Genomic DNA, 18,372 nt, shown 5'->3' with positions numbered 1-18,372 from the left:
CTTACCTCATTCTAATGTTTATAGGATTTTCCTTATTGTAAAGAACTGATTTAGCCTTGAAGGCATAGAATAAGGTTAATATCGTCGATAGTAAGTCTGCCACCATTGGCGTATACAGCACGCCACGCAGCCCCCAATAAGTAGGCAGTATCAATATAATAGGAATAAATATAATTCCTTGCCTACTGACATTGAGCAGGAGGCTATGCAGACCCATGCCGGCGGACATGTAGAACGCAGCATAGACGAATTGAAAACCTAGTGTAAAGAACATTATTGTATTGATATTCAATGCTTCTACTGCTGTTTTCTGCATGTTCACATCTTCCCCAAACCATCCGATAATAGAAGTTGAAAATGAGAAGATAACAACAGTCCATAGGATGCAATAGGAAGTGGTAAGTACGAGCGACCACCGTATAGCTTGCTTTAGTCTTGGATAGTTTCCCGCACTATAATTATATCCGGCAATGGGCTGAAATCCTTTGACGAATCCGTAAACTATATTTGACCCAAGTGTGACTATTTTTAGAACGATGCCTATGGCGGCAACAGCTTCATTGCCATACTTGGCACTTGCTTTCTGCATCAAACTAATAGACATAGCCTGAAAAACTTGCAGGAAGAGCATTGCTATCCCGATTTTTAAGACTTCGGCATAAATGGCTAAAGTTGGCTTAAACAACCGTGGAGATACCTTGATGATAGTTTTCCGGCTATAATGCCAACAATATATGAGGGCTGTTATTAGTTGGGAAGCAATGTTTGCATACGCCGATCCATTCACTCCTAAACCAAAGATATAGATAAATAAGGGCACAAGTCCCATATTGACGACAGCGCCCGTAATCATTGCCGTAGCAGAGACTTTGGAAGCCCCTTGCGACACGAAAATATTCGCTGATGCCACATTGAAAACTCCTATTGCGCAGCAGACGGTGAATAGACGTCCATATCCAATCGCAATGTTAATACTTGCATCGTCCGCACCCATATAACAGAGGATTCGGTGTATGAACAAGTTGCAGAATGTCATGATGAAAATGCCTGACATAAACGCTGTCAACACGGAAACGGAAGCCACAACGCTTGCTTCATTCAGCTTCTTTTTTCCCAACAGTCGGGAGACAGATACTCCACCGCCTACACCGAAAGTCAGTCCGACCCCCGTAAATATTAACGCAAAAGGGAAAACAATGGAAACAGCTGCGATAGGAATCGTACCTAAATGAGATACCCAGAATGTATCTGCAATATTGTAAACTGCCATGATTAACATGGAAATGACCATTGGCAACCCCATTTTAACAAGGGACTTCATCATGTTTCCATCTCGTAAAACATTGATTGTAGCTGAATTATTTTTCATCATAACCTTTACACCTTTTTTGGGGTGCAAAGGTAATATGGGAATAATGGAGAAATTGTGTATAAATTCGACATTAACGCTTGCGGCGATGCACCTCCGAAGCGTTTGAACTCACGTATCAAATGACTGTGGTCATAATATCCGCAGTCCAAGGCGACCGAAAACAGACTTTCATTAGGATGAAGCCTCAAGTATTTCTCGGATAAAGAAAATCGAGTGATGCTACTGAACATCTTCGGCGTCATTCCCGTCAGATTCTTAAACTGTCTTTCAAATTGGCGTTGGCTCAAACAGACCTTATCCAACAGTTCATTAACGGGAACCATACCATTTGTCATTCGTATGTATTCTGCCACATAGATGAATTGTTTATCAATATTGTTCAGACAATTCAGTTTTCCCAGCAGATATTCTTCTATATAATTCAGTCGTTCTATTTCATCTTCTTTTTCAGCCAACCGTTCCGAATTAAAATCTGCAAAAAGCGACAAGAACAGACTTGTGTCTACTCGGCAATTATTAAATTCATATACAGGTACTTTTGTGTAAGCGGAGATGGCACATGGACGAAAGCGCACACCTATCATCCGGTCTGCCCTCTCATGCACCACATTGGAAAATGTTGTCTTTGTACCAATGATATAGGGAATGAAAGGCTTTATGATGTCTACTTCATTCTCTGCCAAATTAAACAGCACATTTATGCCCCCATCAGGTAGGATACGTAAAGTCTGTCTACCCGATAAACTCTCGTCCGTAGCCCAATAAGTTTCAATATATGGCGCAAGTAATATGTTTGGTTTATATTCTCTGTACATTTATACAATTGGCTAATTGGGAATATTGATAACGAAGATAGGGATTTTCAACAAAAAGGAAGTCTTTTTACAAGAAATTTAATTCATACTCGTAAGTTAGTTGAAATGTTACAGATTCAAGGGGGCATAGGTTGATAGCAAATATCAATATATTCAATTCGTATCTCCTTAAATATTAGCTACTATTTTGATCATTTTAGAGGTTTGTCAATCTTTGTATTATGAGTTTCAAATAGTAGAGAAATAAGGCTGATTAAAGAATTGCGCTCGTTGCTATATCGTTACCCATTATTATACTCTTCTTTTTCAAAAGTCTATTATTCAGTAGATTAAATTCACATTTCTTGTTTACTAGAATTTACTTTGCATAGTTGTTTTTTCATCCACTTCAGATGGATTAGTGAGTAAATAGATAGACAATGCTAACCACTTCATACCACTTCCGGACAGTTTTGAAAACGGCTCTTGATTCTTCTTTCATTTGCTGGTGAATTTTAATCAACACGTTTTATAAACTATTTAAAATTAAAAGCATGGAAGTAGTAACCATTGAAAAGAGAACCTTTTCATATGTCTGCGAACGGTTCACCGAGTTTGCCAAACGAATAGAAAGCTTGTGCAGCACTCATGTCCAGAAAGTAGAAAACTGGCTAGATAGTCAGGAAGTATGCCTGTTGTTGGGCTTTAGCAAGCGAACGTTGCAATATTACCGAAGCAGTGGACGGCTGGCTTATTCTCAAATTGGGAGCAAGATTTATTATAAGTCTTCCGATATTGAAAGAATTATTGCGGACAGTGAAACACAAAATCAATCACCCAAACAAATTATGCCTTATGAAAAGAACTAAAGAAGATTACCCGTCCTTCAACCTGTTTTCCATTGTCGGCACATGGGAAAGCGTTAATCTGAATCCTACGGTTATTATCTATCGGAACGATAAAGAGTATCTTCTTTCTATTATATATGTATCGGAAACTACCAAACAGGCTTCACCCGCTACTTATGAGATACAGCAAGATGGTAGCCAGTATTTTATTACCATTACATCCAAACGGCTCTATGTAGATTATGATCCGGCAAAAGATGTACTTAACATTTCATCGCTGGGTGACTATCTGCGCAACTAACCAGCTATCTAGCCATCTTGAAATCAATATTTCAATAAAACAATCTTTCAATCATGGAATTAATTAATAAAGATACACCGCAGGTCAAAGAATTTATTTCTTCGCTTGATTCGATGCTGAACGGCATTGAATCTATCGTCAAACACTACAAGCCCCACCTGAACGGGGAACGCTTTCTTTCTAACAATGAAGTTTCCAAGAAACTGAATGTCAGTTTGCGAACCTTACAAGAGTGGCGAGATACAGGGCTAATCCCCTTTATTCAGATAAAAGGAAAAATCATCTATCGCCAAAGTGATATTGATAAACTGCTCCAAAAGCACTACTTTGAAAGTTGGAAAGAGTAACCTGCCAAGCCTAAAACATTGTTTTTCGGAATTTAATTTGAATCATTGACTTTTCCAGTGAAGTATTTAGTCTGTGCAAGTCTTTGGATAAAAATACGCTCGGAATGAAATGGAGATGAAGATTTTTATTCAAACCGAAGGCTCGGACTTGAACAGGCTAAATACCGAACTTACCTTTGTCAATGCTTCATATTGAGTTCTGGAAAACTTACTATAAAAGAAAAGGATTGAGAAAATGAAATTCATTCTTCCCAATCCTTTTTCTATATTGGCTATTACCTTTATTATATAGTTAATTCTGATAAACAGCTATTTACTTTTTGCATATCCTTGAAAATATTCTGATCCAATACCCTTGCATAGTGTTTTGTTACGCTTGTATCTGCATGACCTAACATTTTAGCAACATTCTCCATACTCACGCCATTTGCAAGGCAAATGCTTGTGGCGTAGCTATGTCTGGCGGTATGTGTGCTAAGATTTTTATGAATTCCGCACACATCGGCAATCTCCTTCAAATAACTGTTCATGCGTTGATTACACAATACAGGTAAAAGTTTTCCGGTACACTCTGCCACATCCTTATATTTATCAAGTATGGAAGCTGCCACAGGTAACACAGGAATGTTACACATGATTTTGGTCTTTTGGCGGTTCTTCCTTATCCAAAGTTCCCCTTTGTTGTCTTTTACCAAGTGTTCGGGTGATAAATCTTTCACATCGCTGAACGCCAAACCAGTAAAAATGCAAAAGACAAAAACGTCACGTACCTGTTCTACTCGTTTAATTGTGAACTCTTTAGCGAGAATGATTTTAATCTCGTCCATCGTCAGGAATTCAGGATCAGTTTCTTCCAACTTAAAGCGATAGTAAGCGAACGGATCTTTCTTTATCCAGTCGTTTTCCAAAGCAATGCGGATAATTTTCTTCAAGTTCTTTAATCGGGTGATAGAGGAGTTCTGCGCACAGCCCTTTTCTATCTTCAAGAAAGCATCAAATTTAGAAATGAAATTCGCTTCTAAGTTATTCAAGGCAATATCCGATAGTTGATATTCTTTTTTAATGAATTCCTCCAAATATCGGGTAGTGGTTTCATACCGTTGAACGGTCTTGCTAACAAAGTCCTTACCAATTAGCTTACGGCTTTGTTCGTTATGCTCCCTGAATACCTGCAATAGTGTTTTGTTATCTTCGTCCACACCATAAAACAACTTTCTCACAAGATCAACAGTAATAACTTTGCCGGAAGTTTCCAGTTCTCTATAAATTTGGTGTACGTGCGAGCGTGTGATTTCTAAATAGTGGTTCAGTTCCACCGACATACGGTCTTTTCCTTTTGAATTCTCTTTTGCTTGATTCCATAGGTTTACGGGACAACTTCTTTTGATAGAAATATCTACCATACAGCCGTTTACGGTGATTCTCATGCACACAGGTGCTTCTCCGTTCTTTAATAGTTTGCCTTTCTTGATGAAGAACAAAACAGAAAATGATTTACGAGCCATTTTTACATCGTTTTTAGAGTTACAAATCTATGTATTCTCTTCCAAAGTATGACCATGCAAAATACTAGGAATCAGTGAGAAAGATGCAAATTCGTGGGACTTTTTCTAATTACATTTTAGTCCCACGATTTATCCACCGATAATATGCTTGAAACGGCTATTTTCTGCTACCTGCTAGAAAAAAGAAATCCCCGATAATGCTTGATTATCAGGGATTTGCTTGATTTTTCTTTTGTTTTCAGTGATCCGCCTGGGGCTCGAACCCAGGACCCCAACATTAAAAGTGTTGTGCTCTACCTGCTGAGCTAGCGAATCAATCCTTATTTGCGAATCAGTTATTTCCTGATTGCGGGTGCAAAGGTAGTTACTTTTATTTAATTTGCAAGCATTCCGTAGAAAAAAGTTTCAATTATTTTTCCTTGTTATGGCTTGTTTCTTGATTATCAGTAGTTTCTACTTCATCATATTTTATCTTTTCTTTGTTGATAATAAAGCGTTGGTAGTAGGAGAGCATCAAAGTTGTTAGTGGCAAGGCGATAATCATGCCGAGCATTCCCATTAATGAACCCCAGATAGAAAGAGATAAAAGGATGATGGCAGGATTCAGTCCGGTAATCTTTCCCATGATTTTGGGGACAAGGAAGGTGTCCTGTATGATTTGCACGATTGCAAAGACGGCTAATGCACATGCAATGATAATCCAGAAGTTCTGTCCGGTGTCGGCAGCTTTGAGGATCGCCAATAAAATAGTGGGAAGGAAACCGATGATTTGCAAGTAGGGAACCATATTCAATGCTCCGATGAAAAGTCCCAAAGCGATAGCCATGGGGAAATCGATAATCAGGAAACCAATGCTGAAAAGAATACCTACGCAGAAAGCAACCAAAGCCTGTCCACGGAAATATCTGTTCATACCATCCTGTACGTCGTGAACCAGGTTGGAGGCAAACGTACGGTATTTATTGGGTAGCAGATGCAACCATCCTTCAGCTATCGCTTCGTAATCCAATAATATAAAGATTACATATAATAATATAATGAAGGAGGCAAGGATGCTGAATAGAATGTTGAGAGATTCTGCAAGCAAAGTCCACACTCTGGGGACGGTATCTTTGATTGCCGCCAGAATATTCTCTTCACTTAATACACGGTTCAGTGCCTGAAGATCGATGTTCTCGTGGATAAATTCAGAAAGATTCTTAGGCACATTGTTGCCGGCTCCATTGGTGAGGTAAGTCACCAGCAAGTCGTTCATTCTGCCTATTTCCGAAATCATCGGCGGCACTAACAGATAAAATAAAGTGATTCCGATAACTGTAATGAGGAATAAGGAACAGAAGATGGAAATAATGCGACTTTTTAATCGTAGTTTATACTGGAAGAATTTGACTAACGGATAGACCATATAAGCGATCAGCCACGCAATAAAGAAAGGTAATAACACTCCGCTAAGACGTTCCACAAGCATTAATATGCCTACAACTAACACACATCCGATGGAACCGCGTATAAAACTGTCGAATGTTATCTTTTTCCTTTCCATAATCTGTTTTTTTATAGAGTTTATATTTTCTGTTCATCTTCCCCTCGCGCACGGAGATAACATTCCCTGCACAGAGGCTCATATTCGGCTGTTTCGCCTAAAAGAACCTGTTTCTCATTTTTGACTGTACGATGTGAGAAAGAAGCCAGCTGACCACATTTCACACAGATCGCATGAACTTTGGAGACTTCATCGGCAATGGCGCACAATTGTGGCATTGGACCGAACGGATTTCCTTTGAAGTCCATATCCAACCCTGCAATGATAACACGGATTCCATTGTTGGCGAGCTGGTTGCATACATCAATCAAACCACTGTCGAAGAACTGCGCTTCATCAATGCCAACTACATCTATCTCGGAAGTAAACAGTAAAATACTGGCTGACGAATCGATGGGAGTGGAGGCGATAGAATGGCTGTCGTGAGAGACTACGTCTTCTTCTGAATAACGGGTGTCGATAGCTGGTTTGAATATCTCGACACGTTGTTTCGCGAATTTCGCTCTCTTCATTCTGCGAATCAATTCCTCTGTCTTTCCGGAGAACATAGAACCGCAGATTACTTCGATCCGGCCTCTTCTTCTAGTTTCCTGTATGTGGTCTTCTGAAAATAATACCATGAGATTTTGTGTTTTCTTGATTAAATAAATATGTGGACAAAGGTAAGCAATTCAATGTGCAAGAACTGTTAAATTATCCATTATTTTAAGTTATTGCATAAATTATTCCTACATTCGCACCGTATAAACAATGGACTGACATGAAACAGAAGCTATTAACAGATATTGAGTTGGATGTTCATGAGTTGAAGTATCTCATGGATTTATTTACCAAGGAGCCGACTCCGACTTTGTCTGAACTGTTGAAGCGGAGCATTACACGGATGCAGGGACGTTTGGACGAACTGCAACAGGAGGTGGATGCTGTTCAGGTAATTTCTCCGTCAGCTGTGGAAGAGACAGCGGAAGAGAAGGATGAAGTTGCCGGGTCTGAAGAAGATTCCTCCGTTATTATACAATCTCTCGAATCGGTTGACGTGAAAGAAGACGAGGAGGGAGAGACTATTGTTGCGGAAGAGACCCCTTTAGTAATAGCAGAAGAGGAGCCTGCAATAGTGGAGGAACCTGTCGTTGAAACTGTTGTGAAAGAGGAAGAGCCTAAATCGGCTGTGTTGGGAGAAAGTCTCAAACTATCTGCCGGCTTGCGACATTCTATCAGTTTGAATGATTCTTTCCGTTTTTCTCGTGAACTGTTCGGAGGCAACACTGACTTGATGAATCGGGTTATCGAACAGATATCAGTAATGAGTTCCTACAAGACTGCAATCGCGTTTCTGTCCTCGAAAGTCGAATTGAATGAAGAAAAAGAAGCGGTGAACGACTTTCTGGAGCTACTAAAGAAATATTTTAATCAATCAGCATAAAACAAAAACAAGATGGGAAAGCTATATGTGGTACCTACGCCGGTAGGGAATCTGGAGGACATGACTTTTCGGGCTATCAAAGTCCTGAAAGAGGTCGATCTGATTTTGGCGGAGGATACACGTACTTCCGGTATCTTGCTGAAACACTTTGAAATAAAGAATGCAATGCAATCCCACCACAAATTTAATGAACATAAAACGGTGGAAAGTGTTGTTAATAGAATAAAGGCAGGTGAAACGGTGGCACTAATTTCGGATGCCGGAACGCCTGGAATTTCCGATCCCGGATTTCTGGTTGTTCGTGAATGTGTGCGCAACGGTATTGAAGTGCAGTGCTTGCCGGGAGCAACCGCTTTTGTTCCGGCACTCGTTGCATCGGGATTGCCGAACGAGAAGTTCTGCTTCGAGGGATTTCTCCCCCAGAAGAAAGGACGACAGACACGACTGAAGACATTGGCGGAAGAACACCGCACGATGGTGTTTTATGAATCACCCCACCGTCTGTTGAAGACGTTAACACAGTTTGCCGAATATTTCGGCGCTGAACGTCAGGCAACCGTGTCGCGTGAAATATCCAAACTCCACGAAGAAACAGTTCGGGGCAGTTTGGCTGAATTGATAGAACACTTTACCGCTACCGAACCCCGGGGCGAGATTGTGATTGTATTAGCAGGAATAGATGATTAAATAACTTCATTAAAAAACGTAAAACGTAAACGTATGAAAAAGTTAGCTGTTTTATTTGTATGCGTAGCCATGTTGGCTTCGTGTGATGGCTTTAAAGGTGGAAGTAAAGACCTGAAAGCTGAAAATGATTCTCTTTTGATGGAACTGAACCAGCGTAATGCTGAACTGGATGATATGATGGGTACTTTCAATGAAGTTCAGGAAGGTTTCCGTAAGATCAATGCTGCCGAAAGCCGTGTTGACTTGCAGCGTGGAACCATCACTGAGAACTCTGCCAGTGCCAAGCAACAGATTGCTTCTGACATCGAATTCATCTCCAAGCAAATGGAAGAAAACAAAGCGCAGATTGCAAAGTTACAGGCACAGTTGAAGAACAGCAATTACAATTCTGCACAGATGAAAAAAGCTGTTGCCGCTTTGACTGCTGAATTGAATGCTAAACAACAGCGTATTGAGGAACTGCAAACTGAACTGGCTTCCAAGAATATCCGTATTCAGGAATTGGATGCTGCTGTCAGCGATCTGTCTGTAGCAAAAGAAACTCTGGCTGCAGAAAACGAAGCGAAAGCTAAAACCGTTGCCGAACAGGAAAAGAGCTTGAATGCTGCCTGGTTTGTATTCGGTACTAAATCTGAATTGAAAGCTCAAAAGATTCTTCAGAGCGGAGACGTATTGAAGAGCGCTGATTTCAACAAGGATTATTTCACTCAGATCGATATTCGTACGACCAAAGAAATCAAGTTGTACTCTAAACGTGCTGAGTTACTGACTACTCATCCGACCGGTTCTTATGAATTGGTAAAAGATGACAAAGGTCAGTTGACATTGAAGATTACTAATCCTACTGAATTCTGGAGTGTATCCAGATACTTGGTTATCCAGGTAAAATAAGGTAGATATCCCTTTTGAATTGCCAATGTGCTGATTCCTGGATTCAAGAAATTAGCACATTGGCTTTTTTGTTTCTTATTATACGCATAACTACTGATGAAATATAAAAATCTTTTTTTTGATCTTGATGATACCATTTGGGCTTTTTCTCAAAATGCCCGTGACACTTTTGAGGAAGTATATCAGAAATATTCGTTTGATCGCTATTTTGACTCATTCAATCATTATTATACTCTTTATCAACAAAGAAATACAGAACTCTGGATTGAGTACGGTGAAGGAAAGATAACGAAGGATGAATTGAACAGCCAGCGTTTCTTTTATCCTTTACAGGCTGTGGGAGTGAAAGATGAAATGCTCGCCGAACAGTTTTCGAAAGATTTTTTCGCTATTATCCCTACCAAAAGTACTTTGATGCCTCATGCAAAGGAGGTATTGGAATATCTTGCTCCCAAATATAACCTTTATATCCTTTCCAATGGGTTTCGTGAATTGCAATCACGCAAGATGCGTTCGGCAGGAGTGGACGGGTATTTCAGAAAGGTGATTCTCTCGGAAGATCTCGGAGTGTTGAAGCCTTGGCCGGAGATATTCAATTTTGCTTTGTCTGCCACTCAATCCGAGTTGCGCGAATCCCTGATGATTGGTGACAGTTGGGAAGCGGATATAACCGGAGCACACGGAGTAGGCATGCATCAGGCTTTCTACAATGTGACAGAACGGACTGCTTTCCCTTTCCTCCCTACTTATCACATCCATTCCTTGAAAGAATTAATGGATTTATTATAGGTTTTCTGGATTAAGTCGTATTTTTGTTGCGTTTTAGTTTTGCATAAAATACGATATAATCATGGATAGTACGCTTCTGCCTTTCGCCTTGCTTTGTTTCACTTCATTCTTCACATTGACCAATCCATTGGGAACGATGCCTGTCTTTCTTACCATGACTCATGGTATGACGGATAAAGAACGTCAGTCTATCGTACGTCGTGCTACTATTGTGTCGTTTATTACATTGATGGTATTTGTCTTTGCCGGCCAGTTTCTTTTCAAATTCTTCGGTATCTCTACCAATGGTTTCCGTATTGCCGGTGGGGTGATTATCTTCAAGATAGGTTTTGACATGCTTCAAGCCCGCTATACACCGATGAAGTTGAAGGACGAAGAAATCAAAACGTATGCGGATGATATCTCTATTACGCCTCTCGGTATTCCTATGTTATGCGGTCCCGGAGCGATTGCCAATGCAATCGTTTTGATGCAGGATGCTCATTCTTATGAAATGAAGGGGATACTGATCGGTACTATTGCCCTGATTTATCTGCTGACTTTCTTTATTCTTCGTGCTTCCACGAGATTGGTAAAAGTCTTGGGTGAAACGGGTAATAATGTGATGATGCGTCTTATGGGATTGATTTTGATGGTGATTGCAGTGGAATGTTTCGTTAGCGGATTGAAGCCGATTCTGGTAGATATTGTGAGAGAAGGGATGATTCCCTGATGAATAAGAATATGAGGGACGGAGAGTTCCTATAATGAAACTTGCCCCTGCTACAACTCTTTTTGTAACAGGGGCAAGTGCTTTTAGATACGTTTTTTAGATATTTTGCATGTCTTTATGTTACCTTTCTGTGGCTATTTTCCTTTGGGATATACATAATGTGTATTTGCCCATTTGTTCCATTCATTTACCATTTGTTTTAGAATTTTGGGATTTTCCCTGGACAAATCAACACGTTCTGTACGGTCTTTCTCCAAGTTGAAAAGTTCCCATACTTTAGAATTCTGGTCTTTAACGGCTTTCCAGTTTTTCCACCATACTACACAGTTGTCAAAGTGTTCACCAAAAATATATTCGTGCAATTCGGTGTCCGTATTGGTTAGTATCGGTAGCATGCTTGCGCCTTCCAAAGGAATGATCTCATTTCCTCCGTGATAGGTCTTCGGATAGGTTGTTTCCGCTGCATCGATGAAGGTTGCCATGATGTCGGGCAGGAAAGCTCTGTTGTGTCTTATCTCGCCATTGTATTTTGCATACTTGTCGGGCCAGGAAATAATCAATGGAGTGGAAGTTCCGCCTTCATACGCTCTTACTTTATACTTACGGTACGGTGTATTGCTCACCTGTGCCCATGGCAGACCATAAGACGGGTTGACCCATTCATTTGGATTGTTAATCATATCGATGGTTCCGAAACCTTTCTCACGATGAGGCTCGGCACATGCACCATTATCCGACAAGAAAATAAGTAAGGTGTTATTCAGCTCCCCTTTTTCTTCCAGGTACTTTATTAACCGTCCCACATTATAATCCATGCAATGAACTTGTGCCGCATATACTGACATTCTTCTATCCAGTTCTATTTGTTCATCCTCGGTCAGTTCGGACCATTGGCGACCCTCCCATTGAGCAAGGTCCCAGTTTTTGTCCACCAATCCCATTTTAATCATACGTTTCAAACGGGCTTCACGTACTTTCTGCCAACCTTTCCGATATTTGCCTACAAACTTGTCTATATCCTCCTGTTTAGCATGTAACGGCCAATGGGGAGCGTTGTATGCCAGGTAAAGGAAGAACGGATTGTCATCCTTGGGGCGTTCATCGACAAATTTAATCGCATAATCAGTAAATGCGTCAGTAGTGTAATAAGGTTGTTCCGGTGGAGGCAACTGTTGATTGTCTAAAGTCAGATTGCGATCTCCATGAGGTTGCAGATAACTGCAAGCTCCCGACAAGATACCATAAAAATGATCGAAGCCACGTTGCAACGGCCATTTCTCTTGTCCGTGCATACCGACATGCCATTTCCCCGACATATAGGTATGATAACCGGCTTCTTTCAGCACTTCTGCTATAGTGACTGAATTACGGTTCAAATATCCCATATATCCGTGCACTCCATGATCTTCGGCAGAGTGAGGATCTTCGGACATCATTCCGATACCTGCCTGTTGGGGATAAAGTCCGGTCAGCAGACTGGCACGGGAAGGACAGGAGCGTCCTGTGTTGCAGAAATGGGTAAAGCGTACTCCTTTCTTTGCCAGATTATCCAAATTGGGCGTAGGAATTTCTCCTCCGTAGCACCCTAGGTCGGAATATCCCATATCGTCCACCATAATTAAGACAATGTTGGGCTTTGGGTCATTCTGGGCTGCTGCATGCAGAGACAGTAAGGATGCAGTTCCCATTAATAACATGTTTTTGTTTGTCATACAATTTTGTTTTATTTTTGGGTTAGTTTATTTGTTTGACAAATATACTTATAAATTATTTCTCAGGTGAATTATTTCAGTCTGAAAATTTCTGAATAGACAGCTTGGTCCGCTCCGTTCGCTTTTATACCGATGCGGGCGAATAGGGCTTTGGCCGACTGTACATTCTGATTACTCGTAATATCCAGCGAAATATTTGTTACTCCGGGATTTATATTGGATAAATTTTGCCGGGCTATATTTGTGTTCTCGTCAACAAAAGTTGTTTTGCTGACGAGCAGCATTGCCTGGTTTATCTTTGCATCCTGTACTATTTGCTGTATATTGCACGTGCCGGATACGATGTTGTTATCCAATGTGATATTTTCGTCTGATATTGTAAAATAAGGGGTGACTTTTACTTCACACTGTGTTTTTCCTTTTACTTCCACATATATGGTATCGCGTTTATTCACCCAGGGACCGTTTTTGTCTTTAGTTACCAGTTTGTACGGACCATCGAAAAGTACTGCAGAGAAAGTTCCGTCCTGTGTGGCATACACGGTGATAGGATCATGGTTGGCATAACCATCCTGATACAGTTGTAGTTGAATACCTCCGTTTGTACCTTTCAAACCGAGTTGTTTTCCCTCATACGTGATTTTCCCTTCCAGAACTGATTCGGGTTCGTCGTAATTGTCTAAACCGCAACTTACGGCAAGCAGGGAAAGTGAAAGCAAAGAAAATATAGTTCCTATTTTTTTCATTGTCTTACAGTTTTATGTTTTACTGATACGGATTTTTCACTAATAGCGGGTTCTTGTTGAGCCAGCTGTTATCGAAGAAGTTATAATAGTTCTTCATCTGGAAATAGCGGGGGTAAGGAACCATGTAGGCTTTCTTTTTGTCGAATACCCACATCTTGTCATTGGCGCTTCCCGGATCATTGACCTGATAAGGGAATAGCTCGTAGAGCTGCGCATCCGGATTTTCCGAATTACCATCCCAGATTTCGTGAGCCAGGCGCCAGCGTTTCAGATCCCAGTAACGATGATCTTCCAATGCAAATTCCACCCGGTATTCGTGAACAATATCTTCAAATGTGATTGATTCCAGTTCGCTGATACCGGCGCGTGTACGAACAGGATTGATGTAGTTCAACGGAGCATCTTCTCCGGTTTTATTAAGCTCATAAGCAGCCTCACAAGCTATCATATATGCTTCTGAAATACGGAAACGAGGATACCACATGGTACTCATCTTTGAATTGGTAGAAGCACCGATGGTTTCGTCCAGGAATTTGCGGAAGAAGAAACCTGTTTTGTTTATACGGATTTCATTTGATTCCATTGGTCCGTTGATAGAAGTTATCAGGCGGTTATTGTCATCGTAAGAATCGGCTTTACCTATGATTTCTTTCCAATTTCCGTTTCCGTCGGGCACTTTCTGACCAGCTTGCAACACTACTTCACTACCTCAAATATAAAGTATATTGATAATCAGTTAGTTACTGTTATCAAGATACAAATGATATGCAAATGTAAGTATAAAACCATATAGAAAAAGTACAAATGGACATTACTTTGTATGATAACATCCTTTTCTACAGATTAAGGGTTAACACAATGTTATACTACTGATATTCAGCATATTGAAGCTGTTCTTCCTTGCATTCAACAAAGAGTGTTAAATTATATTAAATCCTACAGGGCAATTATGATTCGTGCAAAGATAATATTTTGCAGTCAAAGGAAGAAAGACTTCTTGAACCACTTCTATGGTTCTATACTTCTGTTTCTGACGTAAGCTGACCCGTACGGTTTTCGGGTTTTAGACGGACATATATACAGTTTACTTTAGGTTAGCATATATATAAGAGCTAACCAAGGTAAACTAAAGTGTTTTTGTCCTGTAGATACTGCACTTTGTGGACTCTTTTCTCCTTTGACTGCAAAAACCTCTTATAGCCTTATCTCCACCTATAACGTCACTTCACACTGCTGTACCATGCAGTCTGCCATGTACCACCCCATCGGGCTTTGATAAGAATTGTGTTGCAAAGGTACCTGTCATGGCGTTCATCCTGCAAGGTCGGTGCCTGTGGTTTGTCCGTGAAATCTCCACGCTCTGATTGTGGCAGAGGTAGTATTTGACGGCAAAACCTTGCATTGATGAGCCATAACACCTTTTGGGGCAACATAATTCTTTAATCAATCCCGATGGTAGTTGGTTCTACATAAGGGAAGAAAATAAAAATTTTATCTTATGGCTAACATTTGCGACACTCAGTACAAGGTGACAGGCTCACGCAAAGCCGTGGCAGACCTTTGGAACACACTCCAAGAGTTGGAGGTGAACAGTAATAATGTGTATCTGTATCTCTTGGCAGAACACTATGGCATTGACTACGAGAAGAAAGGCATCTCGGTGAGAGGACACATCTATTGGGCAGAGTATGAGGAGAACGTGGAAGACGATTATGCCCTCTTGTCCTTTGACACCGAAAGTGCTTGGTCTTCATGCGACTTGTTCTTTGAGGAGGTGAACAAGGCACTTGGCGATGAACTTTCAATCAGTTGGCGAGAGGTTGAGCCAGGTTGCGACATCTTCTATACGCACGATGAGAACGACTTCTTCCCCGAAGAGTGCTACGTCACTGCATACGGAGAACTCTTTGAGGATTGTGAGGGTGCTTACTCCACCTTTGGTGATGCTATCAAGTTGTGGTGTGAGAAGACTGGTGTCTCACAGGACGGAAGAAGCGAACAGAAGATGATTGACTTCATCAATGAATACGAGTATGAGGCAGAGGACACGAATTTCTGCATCAATCCAATCACATTCGGCTAACAAGGAGGAACGGATATGGCAACGATAGACATGGAGCAGTTGGACGGCGTTGTAGGGTGTTTCTGCACCTTGCTTTATCCCCGAAGAGGTCAGACAGAGGGAACGATTGTCGAGGACTTGGGTTGTGAGGTCATTGTCCAGCTCATCAACGGCAAGGAAGTGACGGAGTACAAGGATGATGTTGTCATCTGTGAATAATCAGGAGAGAGTCTGTTGGCTATGTGGCTTGCAGACTCTTTCTTCCTTTGACTGCAAAAACTCTTTTAGGACAATCCTCCAATGAGGTTATGGCTGTTGTAACTGAAATACCTTGGGAGCAAGTTGTGCGGTTTGCTCACTTGCTCCAGTCCTGTTATAGAAGCGATGCTTCGACACCTGTATAGCGATACGTCGCCAAAGTCCCTTCGCCGTTTTAAGCGTCTCTGTACCTTGTTATAGGAATGGTCATTTCGCCTTTTGGTTTTACTCGTCTGTCTTTTGCGACTCTTCCTTGTCGGACACAGAACTTGGTCTTAGCATGATGACAGTGCTATCGCCAATCCTCTGATGTCTGTCCTCTTTTGGCTTGATGCCTCTATTGCTAAGCTGACCCTTAGGCTTGTCGTTCATCGTGCATCAGTGTTCATGCTCCTCACTCTTCTGATGATACAGCTGTAAGGTCGGATTTCCCGCTTCGTTTCTCCAGGCATACAGCCATAGCAGTGCCCCTGTCTGTTGCATACGGATTGCCTCCTTGCTTACAACCTTTGTTCCATTGTTTGGCCCCGTCTTTTTCTGAATTGAGCTATTTGAAAGCCACTTATTTTTACCATGCAAAGGTAGCGTGATGCTGCGAAGGACTTCCTCCTTCTTGTGTGGCCGCTATCGCTGTGACCAATAAAATAGTGCGTAATCTTCCTTTTTCTCCCTTACCGCCAACGACAAAAAGAGTATTGCGAACGATTTTCATGGTGCTTCCCACATGGTGCCACATCCCTGCTTTTGAATGCATGTAAAAATTAAGTTTCACTTTTAAATTCAATTCAAAATGAAAAAGATCGAGAACAACTTCACAGTTTCAGGTTTCGTAGGTAAGGATGCAGAAATCCGTCAGTTCGCAAACGCCAGCGTAGCACGCTTCTCATTGGCAGTAGGCCGTCAGGAGAAGAACGGCGAGGAAACCAACCGCGTATCGGCTTTCATGAATATGGAGGCATGGCGCAAGAACGAGCACACCGAATCATTCGACAAGCTCACCAAGGGCACGTTGCTCACCGTCGAGGGTTTCTTCAAGCCAGAGGAGTGGACAGACAAGGATGGCGTGAAGCACTCCAGAATCATCATGGTTGCAACCAAGTTCTACGAGTGTCCCGACAAGGAGGAGACTCCTGCGGAAGAGCCGGCCAAGCCAGCAACCAAGAAAGGCAAGAAATAGCCTTTCCTCTCCATAACAAGGCGACCTTCGGGTCGCTTTTGTTTTGCTCAGGGACATCAATCTGCTGTTATAGCGTGTGATAATCTTCTCTAATAACAACCATGTGCATTTATTAACCATAACGGCAACGCCGTCTTCCTTTATTCTAACCACTTCGTCCCTCACCATTTGCGAAACGTCACCAAGATGGTTGGCATACAGATATTCCCGGCTGATGGCGACAAAGTCGCTATTAGCCAAGAAAGACAGTATGCCAAGGTCTGAACGCGAGAGGACTGCCATCTATGCCACAAGATGCCGAAGCCGAGGCTTCTGATAATTGTGTCCTTTACTGGCTATCCACTCGCCTTGATATTCAGACCGTCAATCTTGCGACAGCTTCACTACCCACCCACACCTGCTTTACTATTCTTCTTCTCTTTGACTGCAAAATATTTTCTGTTATAAGCGGTGGTTTCGTCCAAGTGCGTTGTATCGCTTCGCCCCACACCTTCAGAACGGCATTACTGTACGGACACCGCACGAATCCCATGTGACAGGCAGCCAACAATGTCACTATCAGAAACTGACACTTCTGATAACTGCCTTTATTGCTGTCTGGCTGTCCCATTATCGGGCTTCGGCAATGTCCGTGTAATGCCATTCTGCCCACCCATACCACCTTTACCACTAATCAACTGTTTTACAATTTCTCTTCTGCTATACAAGAGGCAGTTCTTGTCCACTCAGGCATATTGAATGTGGCAGACATGTCTGCTACGTCCAATCTGCCTCAGTGTCCTGCGGCAAGGACAAGGCACATTTGTCATGCTGACAGGAGTGCCCGATTTGTCCGTTGCGCAACTGTCTCTTCTTGCCTGATATACGTTACTATCTACTTCTAAATTATACTGCTTTGCCCCACGCCTTTGCGAAGCGTTACATGGTCTGTCGTCATACAGACATCCTTGGCTGATGGCAACACGTTGCTATTAGCCAAAGCTGACAGTATGCCGAAGTACCGACGCGAGAGAATTGTCTGTCCGTGCTACAAGCTATCAAGGCTGAAGCTTTGATGACTTGCATCCCGGTCAGCCAACACACTCGCTTTATGTCGGTACAGCAGACCTGCAAACACTTCACTGCCCACCCTTACTGTTTCAATCTTTCTTCTTACCTCTTTATATATAACACATCATTCCTCTTGCAGCCAATATCAATAATCT

Annotated in this window: 22 protein-coding genes and 1 tRNA gene; 11 read left to right on the top strand and 12 right to left on the bottom strand. The window is 41.6% G+C overall.

Annotated features, from left to right (window positions below):
• Window position 1: 1 nt before the first annotated feature.
• The gene (locus tag AB3G73_RS12810; RefSeq protein ID WP_320975301.1) at window positions 2-1,372 is read right to left on the bottom strand and encodes an MATE family efflux transporter; all 1,371 of its coding nucleotides are present in this window, start codon (window positions 1,370-1,372) and stop codon (window positions 2-4) included.
• 5 nt (window positions 1,373-1,377) lie between these two features.
• A complete protein-coding gene (locus AB3G73_RS12805) occupies window positions 1,378-2,187 on the bottom strand; it encodes a helix-turn-helix domain-containing protein (RefSeq protein WP_005801494.1) in 810 nt (269 codons plus the stop codon).
• A 533-nt stretch (window positions 2,188-2,720) separates the two neighbouring features.
• Here AB3G73_RS12805 and AB3G73_RS12800 point away from each other — a divergent pair.
• The 3 genes from AB3G73_RS12800 to AB3G73_RS12790 are packed head-to-tail and all read left to right on the top strand — an operon-like array spanning window position 2,721 to window position 3,662.
• Complete coding sequence (locus AB3G73_RS12800) at window positions 2,721-3,035, top strand: helix-turn-helix domain-containing protein (protein WP_005801492.1); 315 nt, start codon at window positions 2,721-2,723, stop codon at window positions 3,033-3,035.
• Complete coding sequence (locus AB3G73_RS12795) at window positions 3,022-3,315, top strand: DUF3876 domain-containing protein (RefSeq protein ID WP_122297466.1); 294 nt, start codon at window positions 3,022-3,024, stop codon at window positions 3,313-3,315. Before AB3G73_RS12800 ends, AB3G73_RS12795 begins: the two co-directional genes overlap by 14 nt.
• 53 nt (window positions 3,316-3,368) lie before the next feature.
• Window positions 3,369-3,662 (top strand): helix-turn-helix domain-containing protein, encoded by a 294-nt coding sequence (locus tag AB3G73_RS12790; RefSeq protein WP_004293696.1) that lies wholly within the window; start codon window positions 3,369-3,371, stop codon window positions 3,660-3,662.
• 284 nt (window positions 3,663-3,946) lie between these two features.
• On the opposite strand, the gene AB3G73_RS12785 is transcribed toward AB3G73_RS12790, so the two are convergent.
• The 4 genes from AB3G73_RS12785 to AB3G73_RS12770 all read right to left on the bottom strand — a co-directional run bounded on the left by AB3G73_RS12785 (window position 3,947) and on the right by AB3G73_RS12770 (window position 7,330).
• Complete coding sequence (locus AB3G73_RS12785; protein WP_367745091.1) at window positions 3,947-5,167, bottom strand: site-specific integrase; 1,221 nt, start codon at window positions 5,165-5,167, stop codon at window positions 3,947-3,949.
• A gap of 242 nt (window positions 5,168-5,409) precedes the next feature.
• Window positions 5,410-5,482, bottom strand: a tRNA-Lys gene (locus tag AB3G73_RS12780).
• Between the two features lie 94 nt (window positions 5,483-5,576).
• The gene (locus tag AB3G73_RS12775; RefSeq protein ID WP_099147502.1) at window positions 5,577-6,710 is read right to left on the bottom strand and encodes an AI-2E family transporter; all 1,134 of its coding nucleotides are present in this window, start codon (window positions 6,708-6,710) and stop codon (window positions 5,577-5,579) included.
• A 20-nt stretch (window positions 6,711-6,730) separates the two neighbouring features.
• The gene (locus tag AB3G73_RS12770) at window positions 6,731-7,330 is read right to left on the bottom strand and encodes a thymidine kinase (RefSeq protein ID WP_234133628.1); all 600 of its coding nucleotides are present in this window, start codon (window positions 7,328-7,330) and stop codon (window positions 6,731-6,733) included.
• A 140-nt stretch (window positions 7,331-7,470) separates the two neighbouring features.
• Between AB3G73_RS12770 and AB3G73_RS12765 the strand changes: the two genes are divergently transcribed.
• The 5 genes from AB3G73_RS12765 to AB3G73_RS12745 all read left to right on the top strand — a co-directional run bounded on the left by AB3G73_RS12765 (window position 7,471) and on the right by AB3G73_RS12745 (window position 11,212).
• Complete coding sequence (locus AB3G73_RS12765; protein ID WP_234133629.1) at window positions 7,471-8,133, top strand: hypothetical protein; 663 nt, start codon at window positions 7,471-7,473, stop codon at window positions 8,131-8,133.
• Between the two features lie 12 nt (window positions 8,134-8,145).
• Window positions 8,146-8,820, top strand: a complete 675-nt coding sequence (gene rsmI / locus AB3G73_RS12760) for a 16S rRNA (cytidine(1402)-2'-O)-methyltransferase (protein WP_004299177.1) — start codon at window positions 8,146-8,148, stop codon at window positions 8,818-8,820.
• Between the two features lie 33 nt (window positions 8,821-8,853).
• On the top strand, window positions 8,854-9,711 hold the full coding sequence (locus AB3G73_RS12755) for a hypothetical protein (RefSeq protein ID WP_074638712.1): 858 nt from the start codon (window positions 8,854-8,856) through the stop codon (window positions 9,709-9,711).
• A 96-nt stretch (window positions 9,712-9,807) separates the two neighbouring features.
• On the top strand, window positions 9,808-10,500 hold the full coding sequence (locus AB3G73_RS12750; RefSeq protein WP_074638711.1) for a YjjG family noncanonical pyrimidine nucleotidase: 693 nt from the start codon (window positions 9,808-9,810) through the stop codon (window positions 10,498-10,500).
• 61 nt (window positions 10,501-10,561) lie between these two features.
• Window positions 10,562-11,212, top strand: coding sequence for a MarC family protein (locus AB3G73_RS12745; protein ID WP_074638710.1), 651 nt, complete (start codon window positions 10,562-10,564; stop codon window positions 11,210-11,212).
• A 134-nt stretch (window positions 11,213-11,346) separates the two neighbouring features.
• Here the strand turns inward: AB3G73_RS12745 and AB3G73_RS12740 are convergent, their stop codons facing one another.
• The 4 genes from AB3G73_RS12740 to AB3G73_RS12725 form a co-directional block, all read right to left on the bottom strand.
• Window positions 11,347-12,924, bottom strand: a complete 1,578-nt coding sequence (locus AB3G73_RS12740) for an arylsulfatase (RefSeq protein WP_074638709.1) — start codon at window positions 12,922-12,924, stop codon at window positions 11,347-11,349.
• A gap of 71 nt (window positions 12,925-12,995) precedes the next feature.
• Window positions 12,996-13,670, bottom strand: coding sequence for a DUF3823 domain-containing protein (locus AB3G73_RS12735; RefSeq protein ID WP_148365297.1), 675 nt, complete (start codon window positions 13,668-13,670; stop codon window positions 12,996-12,998).
• A 19-nt stretch (window positions 13,671-13,689) separates the two neighbouring features.
• Window positions 13,690-14,367, bottom strand: coding sequence for a RagB/SusD family nutrient uptake outer membrane protein (locus AB3G73_RS12730; protein WP_367745090.1), 678 nt, complete (start codon window positions 14,365-14,367; stop codon window positions 13,690-13,692).
• A 523-nt stretch (window positions 14,368-14,890) separates the two neighbouring features.
• Entirely contained in the window at window positions 14,891-15,103 is a 213-nt protein-coding gene (locus AB3G73_RS12725; RefSeq protein WP_007837487.1) for a hypothetical protein, read from the bottom strand.
• 65 nt (window positions 15,104-15,168) lie between these two features.
• Here AB3G73_RS12725 and AB3G73_RS12720 point away from each other — a divergent pair, with 65 nt between their 5' ends.
• Both AB3G73_RS12720 and AB3G73_RS12715 read left to right on the top strand, forming a co-directional pair.
• Window positions 15,169-15,753, top strand: a complete 585-nt coding sequence (locus AB3G73_RS12720) for a hypothetical protein (RefSeq protein WP_005816332.1) — start codon at window positions 15,169-15,171, stop codon at window positions 15,751-15,753.
• A 15-nt stretch (window positions 15,754-15,768) separates the two neighbouring features.
• The gene (locus AB3G73_RS12715; protein ID WP_004319908.1) at window positions 15,769-15,951 is read left to right on the top strand and encodes a hypothetical protein; all 183 of its coding nucleotides are present in this window, start codon (window positions 15,769-15,771) and stop codon (window positions 15,949-15,951) included.
• Between the two features lie 607 nt (window positions 15,952-16,558).
• On the opposite strand, the gene AB3G73_RS12710 is transcribed toward AB3G73_RS12715, so the two are convergent.
• Window positions 16,559-16,744: a hypothetical protein gene (locus AB3G73_RS12710; protein ID WP_005816330.1), complete on the bottom strand. Its 186-nt coding sequence runs from the start codon at window positions 16,742-16,744 to the stop codon at window positions 16,559-16,561.
• A 36-nt stretch (window positions 16,745-16,780) separates the two neighbouring features.
• On the opposite strand from AB3G73_RS12710, the gene AB3G73_RS12705 reads away from it, so the two are divergent.
• Entirely contained in the window at window positions 16,781-17,167 is a 387-nt protein-coding gene (locus AB3G73_RS12705) for a single-stranded DNA-binding protein (protein ID WP_004319910.1), read from the top strand.
• A gap of 355 nt (window positions 17,168-17,522) precedes the next feature.
• On the opposite strand, the gene AB3G73_RS12700 is transcribed toward AB3G73_RS12705, so the two are convergent.
• Entirely contained in the window at window positions 17,523-17,837 is a 315-nt protein-coding gene (locus AB3G73_RS12700; protein ID WP_224204806.1) for a hypothetical protein, read from the bottom strand.
• Between the last annotated feature and the right edge of the window lie 535 nt (window positions 17,838-18,372).

The organism is Bacteroides sp. L008 (assembly GCF_040812255.1).
Lineage (GTDB): Bacteria > Bacteroidota > Bacteroidia > Bacteroidales > Bacteroidaceae > Bacteroides > Bacteroides vicugnae.
Note: the sequence above shows the minus strand (reverse complement) of the source record. Positions and strands in the feature narration are given on the sequence as shown.

Coding starts and splice junctions, on each gene's coding strand:
- AB3G73_RS12750 (WP_074638711.1), top strand. CDS start 9,808: ATGAAATATAAAAATCTTTTTTTTGATCTTGATGATACCATTTGGGCT.
- AB3G73_RS12785 (WP_367745091.1), bottom strand. CDS start 5,167: ATGGCTCGTAAATCATTTTCTGTTTTGTTCTTCATCAAGAAAGGCAAA.
- AB3G73_RS12720 (WP_005816332.1), top strand. CDS start 15,169: ATGGCTAACATTTGCGACACTCAGTACAAGGTGACAGGCTCACGCAAA.
- AB3G73_RS12725 (WP_007837487.1), bottom strand. CDS start 15,103: ATGTTGCCCCAAAAGGTGTTATGGCTCATCAATGCAAGGTTTTGCCGT.
- AB3G73_RS12810 (WP_320975301.1), bottom strand. CDS start 1,372: ATGATGAAAAATAATTCAGCTACAATCAATGTTTTACGAGATGGAAAC.
- AB3G73_RS12705 (WP_004319910.1), top strand. CDS start 16,781: ATGAAAAAGATCGAGAACAACTTCACAGTTTCAGGTTTCGTAGGTAAG.
- rsmI (WP_004299177.1), top strand. CDS start 8,146: ATGGGAAAGCTATATGTGGTACCTACGCCGGTAGGGAATCTGGAGGAC.
- AB3G73_RS12765 (WP_234133629.1), top strand. CDS start 7,471: ATGAAACAGAAGCTATTAACAGATATTGAGTTGGATGTTCATGAGTTG.
- AB3G73_RS12795 (WP_122297466.1), top strand. CDS start 3,022: ATGAAAAGAACTAAAGAAGATTACCCGTCCTTCAACCTGTTTTCCATT.
- AB3G73_RS12775 (WP_099147502.1), bottom strand. CDS start 6,710: ATGGAAAGGAAAAAGATAACATTCGACAGTTTTATACGCGGTTCCATC.
- AB3G73_RS12790 (WP_004293696.1), top strand. CDS start 3,369: ATGGAATTAATTAATAAAGATACACCGCAGGTCAAAGAATTTATTTCT.
- AB3G73_RS12805 (WP_005801494.1), bottom strand. CDS start 2,187: ATGTACAGAGAATATAAACCAAACATATTACTTGCGCCATATATTGAA.
- AB3G73_RS12740 (WP_074638709.1), bottom strand. CDS start 12,924: ATGACAAACAAAAACATGTTATTAATGGGAACTGCATCCTTACTGTCT.
- AB3G73_RS12800 (WP_005801492.1), top strand. CDS start 2,721: ATGGAAGTAGTAACCATTGAAAAGAGAACCTTTTCATATGTCTGCGAA.
- AB3G73_RS12735 (WP_148365297.1), bottom strand. CDS start 13,670: ATGAAAAAAATAGGAACTATATTTTCTTTGCTTTCACTTTCCCTGCTT.
- AB3G73_RS12715 (WP_004319908.1), top strand. CDS start 15,769: ATGGCAACGATAGACATGGAGCAGTTGGACGGCGTTGTAGGGTGTTTC.
- AB3G73_RS12755 (WP_074638712.1), top strand. CDS start 8,854: ATGAAAAAGTTAGCTGTTTTATTTGTATGCGTAGCCATGTTGGCTTCG.
- AB3G73_RS12770 (WP_234133628.1), bottom strand. CDS start 7,330: ATGGTATTATTTTCAGAAGACCACATACAGGAAACTAGAAGAAGAGGC.
- AB3G73_RS12710 (WP_005816330.1), bottom strand. CDS start 16,744: ATGCATTCAAAAGCAGGGATGTGGCACCATGTGGGAAGCACCATGAAA.
- AB3G73_RS12745 (WP_074638710.1), top strand. CDS start 10,562: ATGGATAGTACGCTTCTGCCTTTCGCCTTGCTTTGTTTCACTTCATTC.